Consider the following 22177-nt stretch of genomic DNA (forward strand, 5'->3'; position numbering starts at 1 on the left):
CCTGCCCGCGATGAGGCCTTCAGTCACACCACATAAACATCATCACCATCCCACCTATTGCCAAATCCCCATGCGCTGGAAGAAAATGAGAGTCATTATCAAATATCTGCGTGTCGAGCCGTCTCCATGTCCTCTGTCGATCTCTCTCACCAACATGCCGTGCAGACGCTCTACGAAGACCATCACAGTTGGCTGTGCAGTTGGTTGCGTCGGCGCCTGGGTTGCAGCGACCACTCGGCGGACTTGGCCCAGGACACCTTCATCCGCGTCCTGACGCAACGCAAAACCCTTGAGCTGCGGGAACCTCGGGCCTACCTGAGCACCATCGCCCGCAGTCTGATGATCGACAGTTTCCGTCGCCGCTCCCTCGAGCAGGCCTACCTGGAAACACTGGCGCTCAGCCCTGAGCCGTTGGCGGTTTCGCCGGAAACCCGCGCGCTGATTCTCGAAACCCTGTTTGAAATCGACCGCCTGCTCGACGGCCTGGGCGAGCGCACCCGGGAAATTTTCCTGCTGGCCCAGCTCGACGGCCTGAGTTACGTAGAGATCGGCCGCCGTCTGAACGTCTCGGTCAACACCGTGAAGAAACACGCAGTGCGTGCGCTGACCCATTGCCTGCTGCTGGCGGAGGACTGAGGTGCGTCCGCCCGCCATGGACCACGCGACCCTGGAAGCCGCTGCGCGCTGGTACGTCGACTTGCGCACTGACACGCCCGACGCGGCGCTGCGTGAGGCGCACCGGCACTGGCTGGAGTGTGACCCGCGGCATGTCCAGGCCTGGGAGCGGCTGACGCGCCTGCAGGACAAATTCGGCCAGCTCGCACCGGGCATCGCCCGGCCGACCTTGACCAGCGCCCGGGCCAAGCGCCGTGATGTGCTCAAGGTGTTGTCGGTGTTGCTCGCAGCGGGCGGCGCCGGCACCCTGGCTTGGACCCGCACGCCCTTGCCAACCCTGATGGCCGACCAACGCACCGCCACCGGCGAACGCCGTCGGCTGCAACTGGACGACGGCAGCCTGCTGCAACTCAATACCGCCACCGCCGTGGACATTCGCTACAGTGCCAGCGTGCGGGAAATTCGCCTGCTGAGCGGCGAGATACAGATCCAGACTGCCGCCGATCAGCAGGCCCGGCCCTTTATCGTGCATACCCCCTCTGGCAGCGTCCGCGCCCTCGGCACCCGTTTTGTGGTGCGCCATGACAGCGATCACAGCCAGGTCAGCGTGCAGGAACATGCGGTCGAAGTGCGCAGTGCCAGCGGTGTGGGTCCGGCGGTGCGCGTGGAAACCGGGCAGCAACTGAGTTTCTCCACGGATCAACTGGGGCCGGTGCAGCGGGCCAATCCGCAGGTCGACGCCTGGACCCGCGACATGCTGGTGATCGACAACTGGCGCCTGGCCGACTTCATCGCCGAGTTGCAGCGATATCGTCCGGGTCATCTGGGCTGTGCGCCGGCGGTGGCCAACCTGCGGATTTCCGGGGCCTTTCACCTGGGCAGCAGCGACGCCATCCTCGACAACCTGACCTCGACCTTGCCCGTCCGCCTGAGGCGTTTCAGTCGTTACTGGACCCGCGTCGAGGCCGCCTGAGGTTTTTTTCAGATAATTATTCGAGGGTGTTGTCGATTTTGATTCTCGTTCGACTTTGTAGATAGAGGCGCACACAGACGCCGTCATTTACTGCCATCGGGCGCAAGGAAACAGCATGACCCCCCGTAACCTTCAATCGCAAAGACCCTTGAGCAAACCTGCAATCAAACCCCTGAGCCGTGCCGTGCATGTCGCGCTGCTGGGGATGGCGTTGGCCTTGCCGCTGGGCCTGGTGCTGCCCGCACAACCTGCCTGGGCCCAGACCAGCAACGAAAGCAGTTTCGACATCCCGGCCGGGCCCCTGGGGGCGGCGCTGACTCAGTTCGCCGCCACCGCCGGCGTCACCGTTTCGTTCGACCCGGCCAACGCCGCCGGGCAGACCACCACCGGCTTGCAGGGTCGCTACAGCACCGATGCCGGCCTGCAAAAACTGCTCGCCGGCAGCAGCCTGCAAGCGGTGCGCCTGGCCAGCGGCAGCTACTCGCTGTTGCCAAGGGTGGAGGGCGCCGCGCTGCAATTGGGCGCCACGACTATTTCCGGGCAGGCTGTCGAGTCGGCCTATGGTCCGGTCGACGGCTATGTCGCCTCGCGCAGTGCCAGCGCGACCAAGACCGACACGCCGATCCTCGAAATTCCCCAGGCAATCAACGTGGTCACGGCCGATCAGGTGGCGGTGCAGGGCGCCCGCAACCTGACCCAGGCCCTGCGCTACACCCCGGGCCTGAGCACCGGCGGTTTCACCGACCGCAACGTGATCGCCGACGAAATCACCAGCCGTGGTTTTGCCCCGACCCCGTTGTACCTGGATGGCGCCTACATGCCCTATGCCGGCAGCCTCGGCGGCGCGCCGCAGATTGATCCTTACACCCTGGAGCGCATCGAGGTGCTCAAGGGGCCGTCGTCGGTGCTGTTCGGGCAGAACCAGCCGGGCGGCCTGATCAACATGGTGTCCAAGCGCCCCACCAGCGAACAGCGCAGCCAGGTCAAGCTGGGTGCCGGCAGCTACAACCGGGTCAATGGCGCCTTCGACACCAGCGGTCCGCTCGACGAGCAAAAAGCGTTCAGCTACCGCCTGGTGGGCCTGGCCAAGAAAGGCAATGAGCAGGTCGCCCACACCAACACCGAGCGCACGCTGCTGGCGCCGAGCCTGACCTGGACCGCCAACGACAGCACCTCCCTGACCCTGCTGGCGCAGATCCAGCGCGACGACGGCCTGGCCGATTACCAGGCGCTGCCACGGGTCGGCTCGCTGGATCGCGGGCCGAACGGGCAGCACATCAAGCGCGACTTTTTCACCGGTGACTCGCGCTACAACGACTACAAGCGCGACCAGTACATCCTCGGCTATGACTTTCGCCACGACTTCAGCGACGACCTGAGCTACCGCTCCACCGCGCGTTACACCGACGTGCGCGACCAGTACAAGGGTTTCTACCTGCGCAGCTTCGTCAGTGACGATGCCGGGGTGGTCGATCAAACCCGGGCCAATCGGGTCAAGCTCGACTGGCGCCAGCACAACACTGCCTACACCGTCGATAACAACCTCGAGTACAGGTTCAACACCGGCGCCCTGCAGCACACCACCCTGGCCGGCGTCGACTACCGGCATTTCAGCCGCAAGTACGACGGCTACAACGCCTATAACGTGTTGCCGATCGACCTGTATGGCAAGAACAACTACGACACCTCCAGCGTGACCCCGGTGCTCGACACCAAGTGGGACAACACCATTCGCCAGACCGGCGTTTACCTGCAAGACCAGATCCGGCTGGACCAGTGGATCCTCACCATCGGCGGCCGCCAGGACTGGGCCGAGATCGACAACAAGGACCTGCTGGCCCATACCGTCAGCTCGCAACGGGACAACCAGTTCACCGGGCGCGTGGGCCTGACCTACGTCACCGACTTCGGCCTGGCGCCTTATGTCAGCTACTCCGAATCCTTCCTGCCGACCCTCGGCACCGCAGCGCCCGAGCGCGGTGGCAAGGCCTTCGATCCAACCGAAGGCGAGCAGTACGAAGTGGGGGTCAAGTACCAGCCGTTCGACAAGACCCTGATCACCGCTTCGGTGTTCCAGATCAAGCAGAAAAACGTCCTCGCCGGCGACACCGAATACCCGCAGTACTCGGCGCAAAATGGCGAAGTGCGCTCGCGCGGCATCGAGCTGGAAGCCAAGTCCAGTCTGGATAACATCGACGTTTTGGCGGCGGCTACCTATATCGACTCGATCTACACCAAGAGCACCTACGGCGACCAGGGCAACCGCAGCGAAGCCACCGCCCCAGTGTCGGCGTCGCTGTGGGTCGACTATCACTTTACCCAGGCGACCATCGATGGCCTGACCTTCGGCGTCGGCGCCCGCTACACCGGACGCAAGCCAGGCGACTCGGCCAACTCCTTCGACGTACCGGCCTTCGTGGTCTATGACACCACCGTCAGCTATGACCTGGGCAAACTCGACAGCGGCCTGCGCGGTCTGCGCACCAGCCTCAACGTGCAGAACCTGTTCGACCGCGAGTACGTCTCCGACTGCAACTATTCGTTCGGTTGCTACTACGGCCAGGAGCGCGTGGCCTCGGTGGAAATGACTTACGACTGGTGATAACCGGCGGCACCTGGCGCGGGGCGCGCCAGGTGCCGCACGGCTTATTCCACTTCCTCAACCACCCCCTGATCCTCCCCCAGAAACCCGCCACTCTGGTGCTGCCACAACCGCGCATAAGTACCGTTTTTCGCCAGCAACTCGGCGTGGGTGCCTTGCTCGATGATCTGCCCGTTATCCATGACGATCAGCCGATCCATCGCGGCGATGGTGGACAGGCGGTGGGCGATGGCGATCACGGTCTTGCCCTGCATCATCTCGTCGAGGCTTTCCTGGATCGCCACTTCGACTTCCGAGTCGAGGGCGCTGGTGGCTTCGTCGAGCAGCAGGATCGGCGCGTTTTTCAGCATCACTCGGGCGATAGCAATGCGTTGCCGCTGGCCGCCGGACAGCTTGATCCCGCGTTCGCCCACCAGAGTGTCGTAACCGCTGTGGCCCTGGCGGTCGCTGAGCTGGCTGATGAAGCCGTCGGCCTGGGCGTTGGCGGCGGCGCGCTGGATCTGCTCATCGGTGGCATCCGGGCGACCGTAGGCGATGTTGTCGCGGATCGAACGGTGCAGCAGCGAGGTGTCCTGGGTGACCATGCCGATCGCACTGCGCAGGCTGTCCTGGGTCACGTTGGCAACGTTCTGCCCATCGATGCGAATCTCCCCGGCGTCGACATCGTAGAAGCGCAGTAGCAGGTTGATCAGGGTCGACTTGCCGGCACCGGAGCGACCCACCAGGCCGATTTTCTCTCCCGGACGGATGTCCAGGCTCAGGCCATCGAGCACCTGGCGCTCACCGTTATAGTTGAAGCTGACGTTGTCGAAACTCACCGCGCCGCCAATCGGTACCAGGGTTCCGGCATTCGGTGCGTCCTGGACCTTGGGGCCCAGGGTCAGGGTCGCCATGCCGTCCTGCACGGTGCCGAAGCTTTCGAACAGCGAAGTCATCTGCCACATGATCCAGTGCGACATGCCATTGATGCGCAAGGCCATGGCGGTGATCGCCGCCACCGCGCCAGTGCCGACTTGCCCCTGATGCCAGAGCCACAACGCGTAACCGCCAGCGCCCATGATCAGGCCGACCACCAGTGCCTGGTTGACGATCTCGAACTGGCTGACCAGGCGCATCTGGCGAAAGCCGGTGACCTTGAAATCTTCCATCGCCGCACGGGCAAAATGTGCCTCGCGCTTGGAGTGGGAGAACAGTTTGACCGTGGTGATGTTGGTGTAGGCATCGGAGACCCGACCGGTCATCGACGAGCGGGCGTGGGCCTGTTCCTGGCCGACCTTGCCCAGGCGCGGCACGAAGTACAGCATCGCCAGGCCGAACAACAGGAGCCATAGCACAAAGGGCAGCATCAGTTTTGGGGCGAAGCCGCCGGCGAGGGCGATGATCGCGATGAAGTAGACGCCGATCCCCGGCAGGATTTCGATCAGGGTGAACAACACCTCGCGCACCGCCAATGCGGTCTGCATGACCTTGGTGGTGACCCGCCCAGAGAACTCATCGGAAAAGAACGACAGGCTCTGGCGCAGCATCAGCCGGTGGAAATCCCAGCGCAGGCGCAGCGGCAGATTGATCGCCAACACCTGGTGCTGAACCATGGTGCGCAACGCCACCAGGCCGATACTGGTCACCAGCACGATGCCAATCCCCCACAACACCCGACGTTCCTCACCCGGCGCCGCGCCGCCGGCCTGCCAGCTGGCGAGCAGGTCGACCACCTGGCCAAGAAAGGCGAACAGCCAGGCTTCGTAGATCGACACCGCGGCACTTAGCAACGCCAGCGCCAGAATGTAACCGCGAGCGCCTCGGGTGCAGGCCCACAGAAAACGCACCATGCCCATCGGCGGTGGCGGCGCCTCGTCGGGCGGGAAGGGGTCGAGTCGGCGTTCGAATGCTCCGAGCATGGTGGTCTCCGTAGGGGTGAATTGAGGGAAGTCTGCCATCTAACGGATGTTTTGCGGGATTTGTCGGCGGCGGTCTCAGGTCTTTCGCTGCGATGCGGCGTCCCGACAAGCCAGCTCCTGCAGGTTTGCGCTGTTCACAGATTTGTGTGATTGGCCGCAACCCTTGTAGGAGCGAGCCCGCTCGCGATGGCGGTGTGACGGGTTCGCAGTGTTTTCAGGATTTGCGCGCGCTCGTCTTCAAGCTTTTCAAGCGCTGGGTCGCCCGTGCCACCGCAGCCATTTTTTCCGGGCGCTTCATGCGTTTCCACTGACGGATGTCGGCTTTGCTGCGCCCGCAACTGATGCACAGGTCTCCACTGAGTTGGCACACGGCGATGCAGGGGTTTTCGATTTCCTTGGCCATGCTCAACTACTCCTGGCCAGGCGCTTGCGCCAGTCGCCGGCGTGGCTGCGTTGGCATTCTTCTTCTGAGTCCAGGCGCAGGTTGCGTGAGGACAGCGCCAAGTCGATGTCGGCCTCGTGCAAGGCGATGGCGGTGAGTTCGACGATGCGTGCCTTGGCGCTGGCTTCGGCGGCTTGGCGGTCGACCTGGGTGTCGAACACCCAGGTGATCCGCAAAGTGTCAGTCAGGGCGTTGAGATTGACTGTATGGGTAAGCCAGGCAAAGCCGTGGATTTCAGCTTTGGCCGTTTCGCAGGCGTCGGTGAGGGTGGCGATCAACCGGCGCTCGATCCGTGCCAGTTCGCGTTTGCCTGGAGGCATGAAGGGTTCCTTGCAAAAAAATGGTCAATCAGGCCGGGCGAAATTCGACCGTCACATAGCGCCCGGCGAGGAGGGCGGCGATCGCCAGCACCGAGGTCAGCGCGTCAGCGATCACGTGGGCGTAGGCCGATTTCAGGTTGTTGTCGTGGCCATGATGGGGGTGGTCATGGTCATCAACCAACCCCCCGCAGCAAAAGCCCCCAACCTCACGACCCCTGCGTCGCCTCCCGCCCATGAGCCGCTGCTGCCAACCTTCCGGTATCCACCCGCACAAACACCGAATCCCCCACCGCCGTCAGCACATCCCCCGCATAAATCTCGCAGATCACCCGGGTCTTGCGTCCGACTTCGCCTTCAACCCGCGCCTTCAAGGTCAGCTTTACGCCCATCGGGGTCGGTTTGATGAATTTGATGCCGAGGTTGCCAGTGACGCAGTCGATGCGCGGCAGGCTGCCGGCTTCGCGTTGTTCGGCGCGGTAGTGGTAGGCCATGACCGTCCAGTTGGAGTGGCAATCCACCAGCATGGCGATCAGCCCGCCGTAGACCAGGTCCGGCCAGCCGCAGTACTTTTCGTCCGGCAGATGCTCGGCGACCACCTGCGAGCCATCGTCATCCCAGCGGCTCTTGATGTGCAGGCCATGGGGGTTGCGGCCGCCACAGCCGTAGCAGACGCCTTCAGGGGCAGCGAGGTCTTGCAGGGGGGTGTCGAGCATGGGCATTTCCTGGGTCCTTCCTGGGTAAGAAAAATCCGAGATTAACGGATTTAAGGATTTATCAGAACCCGTGAAAGGGTTGTTGTCATACGGCTGCAGGGCGTTTTTCTTCAATACAGCAGGAACCCATCCCCCTACCTTGGGCGCCGGGATGTCCCCAAGTGTCTGGAGTACGCAATGAACCTGATGATTTCCATGGCCGCCTTTGCTTTGGTCGCTTCGATTACCCCAGGGCCGGTGAACATCGTCGCCCTCGGTTCGGGGGCGCAATACGGTTTTCGCTCCAGCCAGCGGCACGTCGCGGGGGCGACCCTGGGCTTTGTGCTGTTACTGGTGTTGATGGGGCTGGGACTGCATGAGTTGCTGCAAGCCTGGCCGGTGCTGACCCGTGTCGTGCAGTGGGCCGGGGTGGCGTTTCTTTTATTCATGGCCTGGAAGCTGGCCGCTGATGACGGTCGACTGGGCGGCGCCACTGAGGGCAAGGCGCCGAGTTTTTTGTATGGCGCCTTGATGCAGTGGCTCAATCCGAAAGCCTGGCTGGCCTGTGTCGCCGGAATGGGGGCCTTCGTCGCGGACGGCGAGGCACGATTGGTCTGGCAGTTCGCGGCGATCTACCTGGTGATCTGCTACCTGTCGGTGGCGTGCTGGGCCTATGCCGGCACGTTCCTGCAGCACTACCTGAGCAACGCCGCCGGCATGCGCCTGTTCAATCGCCTGATGGCCGCCTTGCTGGCAGCGAGCGCCGGTTATCTGCTGTTGCCCTGAGGTCGCAACTCAGCCGCGATACTGCCCGGGTGTCGCCGCCAGGTGCTGCTTGAACGCCCGTTGGAAATGCGCCTGGTCGGCAAACCCGGCCTCCAGCGCGACCTCGGCAATCAGCCGACCCTGGCGCAGTTGCTGGCGGGCGAACTGAATGCGCCGATTGACCAAATAGGCGTGGGGCGTCATGCCGTAGCGCAGCTTGAAGGCACGGATCAGGTATGAGGCCGAGAGCTGCGCCGCCGCACAGATGTCCTCGAGTTTCAGCGCCTGGGTGCAGTGCTCCCGGATGTATTCGGCGGCCCGCTCCAGCTTGAAGTTGGGCTCGGCGACCTCGACCTCGACTTCGGCCGGATTGAGGCGGATCTGCACGTCGCTGAAAAAGGCCACCGCTGTGCTGTATTTGTGCAGGGTGCTGGCCTGTTCATCCACCAGCACCTCGTACAACTGATTGAGGCCTTTGAACAGCTCGATATCGGTGCTGTGGGTGCTACTGAAGGGGCGAAAATCCAGGTCAGCGGCAAAACCCAGTTGGTGCTGCAGATCGATCAGCCACGGCGTCTCGACATACAGCATGCGATAGGACCAGGGTTGATCCTCGATCGGATTGCAGGCGTGCACGTCGCCCGGATTCATCAGCACCACGGTGCCGGCAGACACTTCGAAGGACGACTGCTCGTGCAGATAGGTACTGCGCCCGGCGGTGATGGCACCGATGGAAAAATGCTCGTGGGAGTGGCGTGAGTAGCAGACTTCGCGACCATCGGCGATGGCCCGGGCCTCGATGAAAGGCAGGGCGTCGTCACGCCAGAAACGTGGGGCCTGATCGGCATTCCGGGGGCTGGCGTGGTTCATCGGTAGCGGTCCTTGAGCAGTGCAGAGGGGCAGTGTATGCGCTCTGGTGGCTAAAGGCTCGCGGCAACGCGCAGGAAAATCGCACGCCGCCCGGGGGAGTGGACGGCGTGCGGGTGTTACTGGTTTAGAAGTCCCACTTGGTGGTGAGCGTCAGGTTGCGTGGCTCGCCGTAGAAGGTGGTGTCGAAGTTGCCGAGGCCCGACAGGTACTTCTTGTCGAAGACGTTGTTGGCATTGGCGGTGAAGCTCAGGTGCTCGTTGAACTGATAGCGGGTCATCAGGTCGACCAGGGTGAAGCCGCCTTGCTTGATCCGCGTGTAGTCGCCCACGGTGGGGCTGTAGATGTTGCCATAGAACGCGCTCTGCCAGCTGACGCCGCCACCGACGGTGACCTTGTCCAGCGCGCCCGGCAGGCGGTAGGTGGTGAAGGTGCGGATCACGTGTTCCGGTTTCGAGGTGGTCAGCGGGTAGCCGAAGATCCGCTGCTCATCCTGGTCGCGGGTGCGGGCATAGGTGTAGCCGGCCATCAGGTTCCAGCCGTCCTGCAGTTCTCCGGCCAGTTCCAGTTCGATGCCCTGGGTGGTCGCGCCATCGATGGCCTTGTAGATGCCTTCGTTGGTCACCGGGTTGGTGCCGATCGACTCGGCGACGTTGTCCTGCTCGATGCGGAACAGCGCCAGGCTGGCGTTCAAGCGGCCATCAAGGTACGCGGCCTTGAGGCCGGTTTCGTAGCTGTCACCCTCGACCGGCGCCAGGGTCTTGCCGTCGATGTCCTTGTAGGTCTGCGGCTGGTAGATCGAGGTGTAGCTGGCGTAGACCGAGTAGGTATCGTCCAGGTCATAGACCACCCCGGCGTACGGCGTGACCACCCCGTGTTCCTTGTAGCTGGCGTGGGTCGGATCGAGGCCGGCGCCCGAGTAGTAGCTGTAGTCTTCGTTGTATTTGAAGGTACTGACGCGACCGCCGAGGATGAACGACAGGTCATCGGTAGGGCGCAGGCGCGTAGCCAGGTACACACCGTTCTGGCTCTGGGTGCGCTCGTACTTGCCGTTTTTCGGGAAGTTCTGATAAGGCAGGTCGCCGTCCCAGTCGTAGATGCTCCCCGGCACCTGGGCGAAGGCGCTGGTGTCGTAGGTGGCGCCGGTCTGGCGCGAGTGCGAGGTCATCACGCCGGCCACCAGGTCATGCTCGCGACCGCCGAGGCTAAAGGGGCCCGAGACGTTCACGTCCGCGGTGTTCTGCACCCGATGACCTTCCCAGCGGCCCCAATACAGGAACATCCCTTCGCCGGTGGAGCGGTCCGGGTTGCCACCGCTGGCGGAGGCCAGGCGGGTGTCGTGGTCGGTGGTTTTCTGGTCGAGACTGACCTTGAGTTTCCAGTCGTTGGCCAGTGCCTGCTCCAGGGAGGTGAAGTAGGTGATGTCGTCGAAGTCGCGACGGCTCCAGTCGGCGCCCGGGTTGAAGTGCCGTGGGAAATCGGTGCGCCCGCCGTCGGCGAAATAGGTCGGGTTGCCGGTCCAGGAGGTGCCGCGCGGTGTGACGCTGGACTTGTCGATGCCGAAGGTCAGCATTGTGTCGGGCGTCAGGTCGGCTTCGAGGATGCCGTAGAACAGGTCCTTCTTCTGGCTGTAGTGGTCCAGGTAGGAATTCTTGTCCTGATAGGCGCCGACAAAGCGCCCGCGCACGCTGCCGCTGTCGTTCAACGAACCGGAGATATCGCCTTCGGTGCGGTAGGCATCCCAGGAACCGACGGTGCCGCTGACCGAAGCCTTGAATTCCTTGGTCGGCTTTTTGCGCACCAGGTTGACCGTGGCGGACGGGTCGCCGGAACCGGTCATCAGGCCGGTGGCGCCCTTGATCACTTCGACGCGATCGAGGGTCGCAGCGTCGACGTTGGTCGCCGCTTCGCCGTAGACCCCGTCGTACGGACGGTTGATGCCGTCGTACTGGTAGTTGGTGATGGCGAAGCCGCGGGAGGAAAACTCCATGCGGTCGCTGTCATAGGCCTGCTGGGTGATACCCGGGGTATTGCGCAGCAGATCGCCGACGTCCTGGGCGCCACGGTCGTCCATTTGTTGACGGGTAATCACGGTGACCGATTGCGGCGTCTCGCGCAGCGACAGCGGCAGGCCGGTGGCCGACGAGGTCGAGCCGGTGGTGTAGGAGTGGGTGTCTTCGGTGGTCGCGCCGAGGGCCTGGCTGCCAGAGATAGTCGTGGCGCCCAGCTCCAGGGTGCCGTCGCCCTTGGGCGCCGGTTGCAGGATGTAGCCGCCGCTGTCCAGCGCCTGCGCCTGCAGGCCGCTGCCCTGTAGCAAGCGTTGCAGGGCTTCCTGGGCAGTGAAGTTGCCGTTCAGCCCGGCACTGCGTTTGCCGCTGGCCAGGTCGTTGTGCCCGGCGAGAAACACACCGCTTTGTTCGGCAAAGCTGTTCAGCGCCGTCACCAGCGAGCCGGCCGCGATGGCGTACTGGTGCTTGCTGCTGGACTGTTCGCTGGCAGGGGTGTCAGCGGCGTGGGCGGCTGCCGGGGCGAGGCTCAGCAGAGCGGCCGGCAAGGCCAGGGCCAGGGGGCGCAAGGCAAATCGAAAACGGGCGGCGACGTGGTGCGGCATGGAGGTCCCTTTGGATCAAGTCGTTCGGCAATTGAAGTGCTTCTGTGGGGTTAACCGAACGAACGACGGAAAAGGGAACCACCTGCGGAAAAATAATGTGGTCAGGCTCGATGTTCAGCTTTTGGCACCGACATTGACCCACCACGGCAGCGGTGTTTCAACGCGAATCGGCAACGCTGCCGCCAGCAGTCGCAGGGCCTGGTCAGTGTCCTTGAGGGGGAAGGAGCCCATCACCGGCATTTGCGCCACGGCCGGGTCGCAGCCAAGGTGGCCATGGCGGTGGCGACCGAGTTCTTCGAGCAATTGGCCCAAAGGCAGGTTGTCCGCCAGCAGCACGCCACGGCGCCAGGCTTCGCGGGCGGGGGAGACGGGTTGCAGCGGGCCGAAGGCGTTTTGCGCGAAACTCAACTGCTGGCCAGCGTTTGCCACCTGCACCTGATCGTTGGCCAAACGCACTTCAACGGCACCGGCAAACACACTGAGCAAGGTTTGCCCGTGGCTTTCGCGGACGCCGAAGCGGGTGCCCAGGGCGCGCAGACGGCCTTGTGGGGTGTCCAGCAGAAACGGCCGCAGCGAATCGCGGGCGGTGTCCACCAGCACTTCGCCGAGGCGCAGTTCGAGCAGTCGCTGATGGCTGTCGAAGCGCACATCCACCGCGCTCAGGGCGTTGAGCCAAAGGCGGCTGCCATCACTGAGCCGATTTTCGCGGACCTCGGCGGTGCCGGTGGAAAGGTCGGCGGTCCAGCGGTTCAGGGTGTCCGGCAGCGGCGTCTGGCGCCACGCGCTCCAGCCCAGCAGGCTACCGCCGCTGAGTACCAGCAACGACTTCAGGGTCTGGCGCCGTGACACGCGGCTGCGCCCACCACCGCGCAAAGCCATGCTCGCCGCCTGTGATTCGCCGTCGCCGTGCAGCGGTGCGAAACGCTCGCCGACCCGTTGCACATAGCGCCAAGCGTCCTGATGTTCGCCACTCTGGTCCAGCCAGGCTTGCCAACGCAGGCGCTCCTGTTCGCCGACCTGCTGGTCGTGCAACTGCACGTACCAATGGGCCGCCTGTTGCAGGCTGGCGTGACTGAGTTTGTTCAAGGCGGCGGCAGGCATGGGCGCTTACTCGATCAGCAGGCCGTCGAGTTCGGCCTCGAGCAGGGCGCAGTGCAGCAGGGCCTGGGCCAGGTATTTCTTGATCATCCGTTCGGACACGCCGATTTCCACGGCGATGTCCTTGTAAGGCATGCCATGCAGTTGCGCGAGGATGAACGCATCGCTGACCCGTTGCGGCAGGCGCTGCAGCATCGCGTCCACTTCGTTCAGGGTCTCGACGATGATCGCCCGTTGCTCGGGGGAGGGCTGCAAGGCCTGGGGTTGTTGGCTCAGGGCCTGCAACCAGGCCTGTTCCAGTTGCCGCCGGCGCCAGTGATCGATGCACAGGCCACGGGCAATGGTCGCCAGATAGGAACGGGCGTGCACTTCACAGTCGAACTGCTGTGGACGCTTGAGCACACGAATAAAGGTGTCATGGGCCAGGTCGGCCGCATCGAAGGCATTGCTCAGGCGACGACGCAACAATTCATACAGCCAGCGATGGTGGCTGGTGTAGAGGTGCTGCACGGGTGAGGTTTCGACGACCATCATAAAGAGCGCATGTCCATACGGCTGGGGCGGTGCAAATGGGAATTGGTCGCGATTAAAGCAAATGGCCGCTATTGGTGCAAATGATATTGGTTTGCTTTTAGGTGGTCGGCTGCAATACGGCTGGCTTGACCGGTGGTCGCGCCACCCCGGATGTGGGGGGAAAGTGCGCTTGACTCAACACACCAGACGAAGCGCGCGTAGGCCCTTGGCCACAGCGTCGCTCACCCGTGACCCTGCAGGAGATTGCTGTGCTGACCTTCAATATCAATGGCAACGATCAACCCCTGGATGTCCCCGGCGACATGCCGTTGTTGTGGGTACTGCGCGACGTTGCGCAACTGACCGGGACCAAGTTCGGCTGCGGCATGGCGCAATGTGGTGCCTGCACCGTGCATGTCGATGGCCGGCCGTTGCGCTCGTGTATCACCCCGGCCGCTGCGGTGGCCAGCGGACAGAAAATCCGCACCATCGAAGGCCTGTCCAGCGACGGCTCGCACCCGGTGCAGCGCGCCTGGGCCGAACTCGACGTGGTGCAGTGCGGCTACTGCCAGTCCGGGCAGATCATGGCCACGGTGGCCCTGCTGGAGAAAATTCCCTCGCCCAGCGACAGCGATATCGATCAGGCGCTGTCGGGCAATATCTGTCGCTGCGGCACCTACGTGCGGATTCGCGCGGCCGTGAAACGCGCCGCGCAGTTGCGGGAGGCCTGATCATGAAGGACCCCATCGACAGCTCAAGGCGCGCCTTTGTCAAAGGCGGTGCAGTGCTCGGCGCCGGCCTGGTGGTGGCGTTTGTCATCCCCGGCGGCAATCGATTTGCCCGGGCGGCCAGCACGGCGGACGGCATCTTCGCCCCCAACGCCTTTCTGCGCATTGCCCCTGACAGTAGTGTGACCATCCTGCTGGGGCACTCGGAAATGGGCCAGGGCATCTGGACCGGCCTGAGCATGCTGGTGGCCGAGGAATTGGATGCCGACTGGGCCAGTATTCGCGTCGAGCATGGCCCCGCGTCGGCGGCGGATTACGGCTTGCCGGGGTTTGGTGGGATGCAGATCACCGGTGGCTCGACCTCGACCTGGATGGAGTTCGATCGCTATCGCCTGGCCGGTGCCGCCGCACGGCTGATGTTGATCGAGGCGGCGGCCAAGCGCTTCAATGTCGCGCCGTCGCAAATCCGTACCGAGCCTGGTGTGGTGATTGCCGGCGAACAACGTGCCACCTACGGCGAGTTGGCCAACGATGCCGGGCAACTGCCTATGCCGGATGCGGCGACAATCACCCTCAAGCAGCCCAAGGACTGGACCCTGATCGGCAAGCCGACCCCACGCCTCGACACCCCGGAGAAAATCACCGGCCAGGCGCGCTTCGGCATCGATGTGCAATTCGACGGCTTGCTCACGGCCATGGTCGCCCGGCCGCCGATGTTCGGTGGCAGCGTCGCTTCGTTCGACGCCCAGCCCGCGCTGGCGATCCCAGGAGTGCGCAAGGTGCTGCAGGTCCCGACGGGTGTGGCCGTGGTGGCAGACCATTACTGGGCGGCCAAACTGGGCCGTGACGCGCTGAAAATCGACTGGAATCCCGGACCCAACGCCGGGCTCGACAGCGTCAGCTTGCTCCAGCGTTTCCGCCAGTTGGCGACCACTCCCGGTACACCGGCGAGCCAGGCTGGTGATGTCGACGCCGGATTGGCCAAGGCGAGCAAAACCATCGACGTCGAGTACAGCGTGCCGTACCTGGCCCACGCGCCGATGGAACCGCTCAATTGCACGGTGAAAATCAGCGCCGAGCAGTGCGAGATCTGGACCGGCACCCAGTTCCAGACCCTCGATCAGATGGTCGCGGCGAAGATCACCGGGCTCAAGCCCGAGCAAGTGGTGATCCACACCGAGTTCCTCGGTGGTGGCTTCGGTCGCCGCGCCAATCCCACCTCGGACTTTGTCAGCGAGGCGGTACAGGTGGCCCACGCCGCTGGCGCTGCGGTGAAGACCATGTGGGCACGCGAGGACGACATTCGCGGCGGCTATTACCGTTCGGCCTTCCTCCATCATGCGCGGATTGGCCTCGGTGACGATGGCATGCCGGTGGCCTGGAAGCAGGTGATGGTCGGCCAGTCGATCATGGCCGGTACCTCGCTGGCGGCGACCATGGTCAAGGATGGCATCGACAAAACCTCGGTCGAGGGCGTGGTGGACAGTCCGTACCTGACGGGTCTGGCCGATCACCAGGTGCAACTGCATTCACCGCAGACCGGCATCAGCGTGCTGTGGCTGCGCTCGGTGGGGCACAGCCATACGGCTTTTGTCATGGAATCGTTGGTCGATGAATTGGCTGCAGCCGCTGGCAAGGATCCGGTGGAGTATCGCCGAACTCTGCTCAAGGACCAGCCACGGCATCTCGGAGTGCTGAACCTGGCGGTGGAAAAGGCCAACTGGAAAGCGCCGTTACCGGCTGGGCATGCGTTGGGGGTGGCCGTGCATGAGTCTTTTGGCAGCTACGTGGCCCAGGTCAGCGAAGTGTCCCAGGACAACCTGAAGATTCGCGTGCACCGGGTGGTCTGCGCGGTGGATTGCGGGATTGCGGTGAACCCGCTGAGCATCGTTGCGCAGATGGAGTCGTGCATCACCTTCGGCCTCGGCTTCACCCTGCACAGTAAGTTGACGATCAAGGAGGGTCAGGTCGAGCAGTCCAACTACCACGACTATCAGGTGCTGCGGCTCAACGAGATGCCGCGGGTCGAAGTGCACATCCTGCCCAGCAGTGAAAAGCCCGGCGGGATTGGCGAGGCCGGTGTGCCGCCGACCGCGCCGGCCGTCGCCAATGCGGTCTATGCCCTGACCGGGCAGCGCCTGCGCGAGTTGCCGCTGCAATTGGAAGGAGTCTGAGATGAGCCGTCATCTGGTGTTGGGCACCTTGTTGTTGCTGGGGGTAGGCGGTTATCACTCTGAGCTGTTCGCTCAAGACCAGGCGGCGCTGGACGCCTTTGCCACGGTGCAGAAAGTGTTTCAGAGCCCGCGTTGTCAGAACTGTCATATTCCCGGTGATGCGCCCTTGCAGTTCGACGCCGGGCTGCCCCATGGAATGAACGTGGTTCGTGGTCCGGACGGCAAGGGGGCGGTTGGTTTGCCGTGCGCCAGTTGTCATGCGCAGAGCAATCCGCCGGCCAGCTACGGTCCCCATGCGCCTCCGGGAGCACCGCACTGGAGCCTGCCGACGCCCGCGCACAAGATGGCCTGGATCGGGTTACCGGCCGATCAGCTGTGCCAAATGATCAAGGACCGGACGAGCAACGGCGACCGCGACTTCGCCGCGCTGATCAAGCACATCAGCGACGACAAACTGGTGCTCTGGGGGTGGAATCCGGGCGGCGATCGTGCGCCGGTGCCGGTGCCCCATGATGAGTTTGTCAGCCAGTTCAAGCGCTGGGCGGGGGCGGGTGGGCCTTGTCCGGTGGTGGGGGGGGTAGGGCAGTCCCTCTGTAGGAGCCAGCTTGCTGGCGAAGAAGTTGATGCGGTGTGGCGGATGGCCTCACCGCTATCAGGCATCACTTAGCCGGTTTTGCCGCCCTGGGCTTGCCCTTGGCCGTCGGTGCCGCCTTGCCCCTGGTTGTTTTGCGTTTTTTCTTCCACGGCGTCGCACCTTTACCCGCTGGGCTCGCCGGCCCGCTGATGGTCAGGCGCAGACCGCTGCAGCGGCCGACCTGTTTGCTCATCCACGCCGCCTGTTTGGCGACGAATTCTTCCAGGCTCATTTCTCCGCTTTGCACCATGTCCAGTGCCTGCTCCCAGATCGCCGTGGTGCCAGGGTCGGCGATGGCCCGGGGTACGGCGTCGATCAGGCTGAAGGCCGCCGGGGTGGCAGCCAGGGCCTTGCCGTTCTTGATCAGGTAACCGCGATCAATCAAACCCTGGATGATCCCGGCACGGGTAGCCTCGGTGCCGATCCCAGTGGTGTCCTTGAGCTTCTGTTTGAGCAGCGGGTCTTGCACCAGTTTGGCGACGTTCTTCATCGCCTTGATCAGGTCACCCTCGGTGAAGGGTTTGGGTGGTTGGGTCCAGAGGTCCTTGAGGTTGACCCCGGCCACCGCATAGTCGCAGCCCTGGGTCAGCGGCGGCAGGTTTTGCGGGGCCGGGGCTTCGCGGCCCTTGGCTGGTGCCAAGGCTTCCGGCAAGGCGCGTTTCCAGCCCGGCTCCACCACTTGTTTACCCACGGCGCGCAAGGCCTGGCCGGCGCAGTCGAAGTCGGCCTGGGTGCGGTCGTATTCGTGGTTGGGCAGGAACTGCGCCAGATAACGCGCGCGGATCAGGGTATAGACCGCACGATGCTTGCCGCTCAAACGCTCGAAGTTTTGCGCAGCGGCAGTGGGAATAATGCCGTGGTGGGCGCTGACCTTGGCGTCGTTCCAGGCTCGCGAGCGGCGTTGTGGTTCCAGGTGCTTGAGCAGGGGCGCGAGGCTCGGGTCAGCACGACCCAACGCATCGAGAATCGCCGGCGCTTCTGCGTGCTGGCTCAGCGGCAGGAAGCCGCAATCACTGCGCGGGTAGGTGATGACTTTGTAGGTTTCGTATAGCGCCTGGGCAACGTCGAGGGTTTCCTGAGCGCCAAGACCGAGTTTCTTCGAGCAGATCTCCTGCAGGGTGCCGAGGTCGAACGGCAACGGCGCCACTTCACGAACTCGCTCGGTGCGCAGTTTGACCAAACGTGCGCTGGCGGCGCTACGCATGGCCTCGGCAGCTTGCCGGGCGAGTTCCTGGTTCAGGCAGCGGTCCTGTTCATCGCAGGCATCCGCTGCGGCCCGCCATTGCGCGGTGAACGGCGTGCCGTCGTGGAGCAGTTGCACATCGATCGCCCAGTACGGCACCGGCACGAAGTCGGCAATGCTGCGATCCCGGTCGACCACCAGGCGCAAGGTCGGGGTCTGCACCCGACCCACCGGCAATACCCCTTGATAACCGGACTGACGCCCGAGCAGGGTGAACAGACGACTCATGTTCATACCGATCAACCAGTCGGCCCGTGAGCGCCCCAGTGCCGAGTGATACAGGCTGAAGGTCTCGGCACCCGGCTTGAGCGCCGCCAGGGCCTTGCGGATTGACGCGTCGTCCAGCGCCGACAGCCACAGCCGCTGGATCGGCCCGCGATAGCGACAGTGTTCCACCAACTCGCGGGCAATCATTTCGCCCTCGCGGTCGGCGTCGGTGGCGATCACCAGCTCCTTGGCCTCGCCCAGCAGTCGCTTGACCGCCTTGAACTGGCTGGCGGTCTTGGGCTTGACCAGCATCTTCCATTGCTCGGGAATGATCGGCAGGTCTTCCAGCACCCAGCGTTTATAGCGCGCGTCGTAGGCATCCGGCGGCGCGGTTTCCAGCAGGTGGCCAATGCACCAGGTGACGGTGATCCCCGTGCCCAGCCAGCAACCGTCGCCACGCCGGCTGGCGCCGAGCACTGCGGCAATGTCCTTGGCCTGGGAGGGTTTTTCACACAGATACAGCCGCATAACCACCATCAGTCATAAGGGTCGGAAGGTGCACAGCATGCGCGGTCTGGCACTATCGATCAATGATTATCTGTATGTATGTACAGTGCCGGTGTTACCGGTGATTGCAACGGCCTGGACCGGGGCAGCCGCATCGTCGCCGACATGTTGTTCCGCGCCCAGGTCAGCCACCACGTAGGCATCGACCGCAGCATGGGCCCTGGAGATCAGTGTCAGGCAGCCGATGATGGTCAGGGTCAGTCCGGTGAACAGCAGGTTGCGCCGCAGACGGCGGCCATGGGTGGCGGGCAGGTCGCGGGTCAAGGCGTGCAGGTGGCGACTGAAATCGAACTTTGGCATATAGGGTCTTCCATGTTCTTGAGCGACGCAGCCACCACGCCCGAGCGTGGCGGCCTCGCATTGCAGGGTGGGCTCAGGCACTCAGTACCATTGCTTGAAGCGGCGGATGTACAGGGTCTTCATCAGTTGCGCGACCACGCAGTAGCTGAGCAGGGTGCCCACCAGCCATGGAAAGTAGGTCCATGGCAGCGGCTCCAGGCCGACCAGGTTGCCCAGTGGCGAGAACGGGATGTAAATCCCCACGGCCATCACCAGGCCGGTCATCAGAATCACCGGCAAGGCTGCGGTGCTCTGGAAGAACGGGATCTTTTGGGTACGCAGCATGTGCACCACCAGGGTCTGCGACAGCAGCCCTTCGATAAACCAACCAGACTGGAACAGGGTCTGCATTTCCACGCTGTTGGCGGCAAACACGTACCACATCAGGGCAAAGGTGGTGATGTCGAAGATCGACGAGGTCGGGCCGATCCACAGCATGAAACGCCCGATGTTCTTCGCATCCCACTTGCGTGGTTTGCTCAGGTACTCCTTGTCCATCCGGTCCCACGGCAGGGCCAGTTGGGAGATGTCGTACATCAGGTTCTGCAGCAGCAGGTGGATCGCCAGCATCGGCAGGAACGGGATGAAGGCGCTGGCCACCAGTACCGAGAACACGTTGCCGAAGTTGGAACTGGCGGTCATGTTCAGGTACTTCATGATGTTGCCGAAGGTTTCGCGGCCTTTCAGCACGCCTTCTTCGAGCACCATCAGGCTCTTTTCCAGGAGGATGATATCCGCCGATTCCTTAGCGATATCGGTGCCGCTGTCCACCGAGATACCCACGTCGGCATCGCGCAGGGCCGGGGCATCGTTGATCCCGTCGCCGAGGAAACCGACGGTGTGACCATTGGCTTGCAGTGCCTTGAGCACCCGCGACTTCTGCAGCGGGGTGAGTTTGGCGAACACGCTGCGTTCTTCGACCTGCTGGCGCAGCGTCTGCTCGTCCATGACCTCGATTTCCGGGCCCAGCAGGGGCGCGCCGGGCTCCAGGCCGACTTCACGGCAGATCTTGCTGGTGACCACGGCGTTGTCGCCGGTCAGCACCTTGACCTTGACTCCCATCTCACGCAGCGCGGCAATGGCCGGCCCGGCGGTTTCCTTCGGTGGATCAAGGAACGTCAGGAAGCCGCGGATGACCAGGTCATGCTCGTCGCTGGCGGTGTATTGCGCCTTGCTCTGGTTGCGTGGAATTTTGCGGGTGGCCACCAGCAACACGCGGAAGCCGTCTTCGTTGTATTGGCTGGCCAGGGTCAGCAGTTCGGCTCGGCGCTGCTCGTCGAGGGTCACGACCACGCCGTCCTCATAGATGTGGCTGGCAATGCCGAGCATCTCCTCGACCGCCCCCTTGCACACCAGCAAGTGGTCGTCGTGGCTGTCCTTGACGATGATCGACAAGCGCCGGCGGATGAAATCAAATGGCAACTCATCGACTTTGCTGTAGGCGAAGGGTTTCTTGAAGGTGCGGTTTTGCTCGGCAAACTGCACCACTGCCTGGTCCATCAGGTTTTTCATGCCGCTTTGGTGATAGCTGTTGAGCCAGGCCAGTTCGAGGACGCCCGCATCGCGCTTGCCGTCGACATCGATGTGATGTTCGAGAATGATTTTGTCCTGGGTCAGGGTGCCGGTCTTGTCGGTGCACAGCACATCCATCGAACCGAAGTTCTGGATCGCGTTCAGGCGTTTGACCACCACTTTGCGCTTGGCCATTGCTACCGCGCCTTTGGCCAGGTTGGCGCTGACGATCATCGGCAGCATTTCCGGGGTCAGGCCGACGGCTACCGCGAGGGCAAACATAAAGGCATCGCCCCAATCACCCTTGGTGAACCCGTTGATCAGCAGCACCACCGGCACCATCACCAGCATGAAGCGGATCAGCAACCAGCTGACGCTGTTGACCCCACGGTCGAAGGCGGTTTGCGTGCGTGAGCCGACGATCGCCTTGGCCAGCGAACCGAAGTAGGTCCGTGGGCCGGTGGCGACGACCACGGCACGCGCGGTGCCGCTGACCACGTTGGTGCCCATGAAGCAGATGTTGGAGAGGTCGAGCAGGTTCGACTGGTCGGCCGCCGCCGTGGACGCGGATTTCTGCGCGACATTGCCCAGGGTGTCGTACTTCTCAATCGGCAGCGCTTCGCCGGTGAGCACCGCCTGGCTGATGAACAGGTCGCGGGACTCGATCAGGCGAATATCGGCCGGGATCATGTCACCGGCGGACAGTTGCACGATGTCGCCGGCTACCAGTTCGCGCATCGGCACTTCGCGCAAGGTCGGGGTGCTGCCCGGTTGCTCGCGGCGCAGTACGGTGGCGGTAGTTCGAACCATAGTCTTCAGGGCTTCGGCGGATTTGCCGGAGCGGTATTCCTGCCAGAAACGCATCAGGCCGCTGGCCAGGACCATGACCAGCACAATGATCACGCCGGTGAGGTCGGTTTCTTCGCCTTTTTGCAGGGGCAACCAGAAGTCGGTGACGAAGCTGATTAGGGTCAGGGTCATCAGCACATAGATGAACGGGTTGTTGAAGGCTTTGAGTACCTGCACCAGGGCGTGCGGCGGCTTGTCATGCGCCACCTCGTTGGCGCCCTCGCGCAGCAGGCGACCTTCGGCATCGAGTTCGGTCAGGCCGTCGGTGGTGGCCTGGACGTTGGCCAGGGTTGCAGCCAGGCCATTGCGGGCTTCACGGGCAGCGCGCATCGACAGTTTGTGCTCGTCGGTGCTGGCGTCCTGCAGTGGTTTTTGGCGGTTTTTTACAGTGCTCATGCTGTGTGCTCCTGCCGCAGGCTTGCGGCACGACACAGCGACCACTCAGCTATTTAAAGGCGAGCGAAAGCATGTCGAAGCGCAAACCGACGATCGATAACGGAAGTTGTTGTTTTTTGGCGTTTAACGTTC

At 63.3% G+C, this 22177-nt stretch carries 17 protein-coding genes and 2 pseudogenes; 7 read left to right on the top strand and 12 right to left on the bottom strand.

The genetic code is table 11. The features are described from left to right. The first annotated feature begins 126 nt into the window (after positions 1-126). The 3 genes from KW062_RS14605 to KW062_RS14615 all read left to right on the top strand — a co-directional run bounded on the left by KW062_RS14605 (position 127) and on the right by KW062_RS14615 (position 4190). Positions 127-636 carry a sigma-70 family RNA polymerase sigma factor gene (locus KW062_RS14605; RefSeq protein WP_027620842.1) on the top strand — a complete coding sequence of 170 codons (510 nt, stop codon included), beginning with the start codon at positions 127-129 and terminating at the stop codon, positions 634-636. Between the two features lie 16 nt (positions 637-652). Continuing rightward, on the top strand, positions 653-1588 hold the full coding sequence (locus tag KW062_RS14610; protein WP_105755226.1) for a FecR domain-containing protein: 936 nt from the start codon (positions 653-655) through the stop codon (positions 1586-1588). A gap of 115 nt (positions 1589-1703) precedes the next feature. After that, positions 1704-4190 carry a TonB-dependent siderophore receptor gene (locus KW062_RS14615; protein ID WP_105755227.1) on the top strand — a complete coding sequence of 829 codons (2487 nt, stop codon included), beginning with the start codon at positions 1704-1706 and terminating at the stop codon, positions 4188-4190. A 44-nt stretch (positions 4191-4234) separates the two neighbouring features. On the opposite strand, the gene KW062_RS14620 is transcribed toward KW062_RS14615, so the two are convergent. From KW062_RS14620 to KW062_RS14640, 5 genes and pseudogenes are all read right to left on the bottom strand, one after another. Then, the gene (locus KW062_RS14620; RefSeq protein WP_105755228.1) at positions 4235-6088 is read right to left on the bottom strand and encodes an ABC transporter ATP-binding protein; all 1854 of its coding nucleotides are present in this window, start codon (positions 6086-6088) and stop codon (positions 4235-4237) included. 214 nt (positions 6089-6302) lie between these two features. Further along, complete coding sequence (locus KW062_RS14625; RefSeq protein WP_105755229.1) at positions 6303-6491, bottom strand: DUF1289 domain-containing protein; 189 nt, start codon at positions 6489-6491, stop codon at positions 6303-6305. A 2-nt stretch (positions 6492-6493) separates the two neighbouring features. Continuing rightward, a complete protein-coding gene (locus tag KW062_RS14630) occupies positions 6494-6850 on the bottom strand; it encodes a hypothetical protein (protein ID WP_105755230.1) in 357 nt (118 codons plus the stop codon). A 52-nt stretch (positions 6851-6902) separates the two neighbouring features. After that, positions 6903-7022, bottom strand: a pseudogene (locus KW062_RS14635) (cation transporter); the annotation flags it as partial. A gap of 34 nt (positions 7023-7056) precedes the next feature. Continuing rightward, positions 7057-7569 (bottom strand): PaaI family thioesterase, encoded by a 513-nt coding sequence (locus tag KW062_RS14640; RefSeq protein WP_105755231.1) that lies wholly within the window; start codon positions 7567-7569, stop codon positions 7057-7059. 171 nt (positions 7570-7740) lie between these two features. On the opposite strand from KW062_RS14640, the gene KW062_RS14645 reads away from it, so the two are divergent. Beyond that, positions 7741-8328: a LysE family translocator gene (locus KW062_RS14645; RefSeq protein WP_105755232.1), complete on the top strand. Its 588-nt coding sequence runs from the start codon at positions 7741-7743 to the stop codon at positions 8326-8328. A 9-nt stretch (positions 8329-8337) separates the two neighbouring features. Here KW062_RS14645 and KW062_RS14650 read toward each other — a convergent pair whose 3' ends face one another. The 4 genes from KW062_RS14650 to KW062_RS14665 form a co-directional block, all read right to left on the bottom strand. Continuing rightward, a complete protein-coding gene (locus KW062_RS14650; RefSeq protein WP_105755233.1) occupies positions 8338-9177 on the bottom strand; it encodes an AraC family transcriptional regulator in 840 nt (279 codons plus the stop codon). Between the two features lie 124 nt (positions 9178-9301). Then, the gene (locus KW062_RS14655; protein ID WP_177433269.1) at positions 9302-11785 is read right to left on the bottom strand and encodes a TonB-dependent siderophore receptor; all 2484 of its coding nucleotides are present in this window, start codon (positions 11783-11785) and stop codon (positions 9302-9304) included. Between the two features lie 114 nt (positions 11786-11899). Then, positions 11900-12886: a FecR domain-containing protein gene (locus KW062_RS14660; protein ID WP_105755234.1), complete on the bottom strand. Its 987-nt coding sequence runs from the start codon at positions 12884-12886 to the stop codon at positions 11900-11902. Between the two features lie 6 nt (positions 12887-12892). After that, positions 12893-13417, bottom strand: a complete 525-nt coding sequence (locus KW062_RS14665; RefSeq protein ID WP_027620853.1) for a sigma-70 family RNA polymerase sigma factor — start codon at positions 13415-13417, stop codon at positions 12893-12895. Between the two features lie 248 nt (positions 13418-13665). Here KW062_RS14665 and KW062_RS14670 point away from each other — a divergent pair, with 248 nt between their 5' ends. The 3 genes and pseudogenes from KW062_RS14670 to KW062_RS14680 form a co-directional block, all read left to right on the top strand. Beyond that, positions 13666-14127, top strand: coding sequence for a (2Fe-2S)-binding protein (locus KW062_RS14670; RefSeq protein WP_027620854.1), 462 nt, complete (start codon positions 13666-13668; stop codon positions 14125-14127). A gap of 2 nt (positions 14128-14129) precedes the next feature. Further along, positions 14130-16298 carry a xanthine dehydrogenase family protein molybdopterin-binding subunit gene (locus tag KW062_RS14675; protein ID WP_027620855.1) on the top strand — a complete coding sequence of 723 codons (2169 nt, stop codon included), beginning with the start codon at positions 14130-14132 and terminating at the stop codon, positions 16296-16298. 1 nt (position 16299) lies between these two features. Continuing rightward, positions 16300-16872, top strand: a pseudogene (locus KW062_RS14680) (hypothetical protein); the annotation flags it as partial. An 85-nt stretch (positions 16873-16957) separates the two neighbouring features. Here the strand turns inward: KW062_RS14680 and KW062_RS14685 are convergent. From KW062_RS14685 to mgtA, 3 genes are all read right to left on the bottom strand, one after another. Then, entirely contained in the window at positions 16958-18910 is a 1953-nt protein-coding gene (locus tag KW062_RS14685; RefSeq protein ID WP_105754128.1) for a DNA topoisomerase III, read from the bottom strand. A 66-nt stretch (positions 18911-18976) separates the two neighbouring features. Beyond that, positions 18977-19249, bottom strand: coding sequence for a hypothetical protein (locus tag KW062_RS14690; protein ID WP_105754129.1), 273 nt, complete (start codon positions 19247-19249; stop codon positions 18977-18979). Positions 19250-19330: 81 nt separating this feature from the next. Next, positions 19331-22045 carry a magnesium-translocating P-type ATPase gene (mgtA, locus tag KW062_RS14695; RefSeq protein ID WP_105754130.1) on the bottom strand — a complete coding sequence of 905 codons (2715 nt, stop codon included), beginning with the start codon at positions 22043-22045 and terminating at the stop codon, positions 19331-19333. Positions 22046-22177 lie beyond the last annotated feature (132 nt).

Source organism: Pseudomonas fluorescens (assembly GCF_019212185.1).
In the GTDB taxonomy this organism is placed as follows: domain Bacteria; phylum Pseudomonadota; class Gammaproteobacteria; order Pseudomonadales; family Pseudomonadaceae; genus Aquipseudomonas.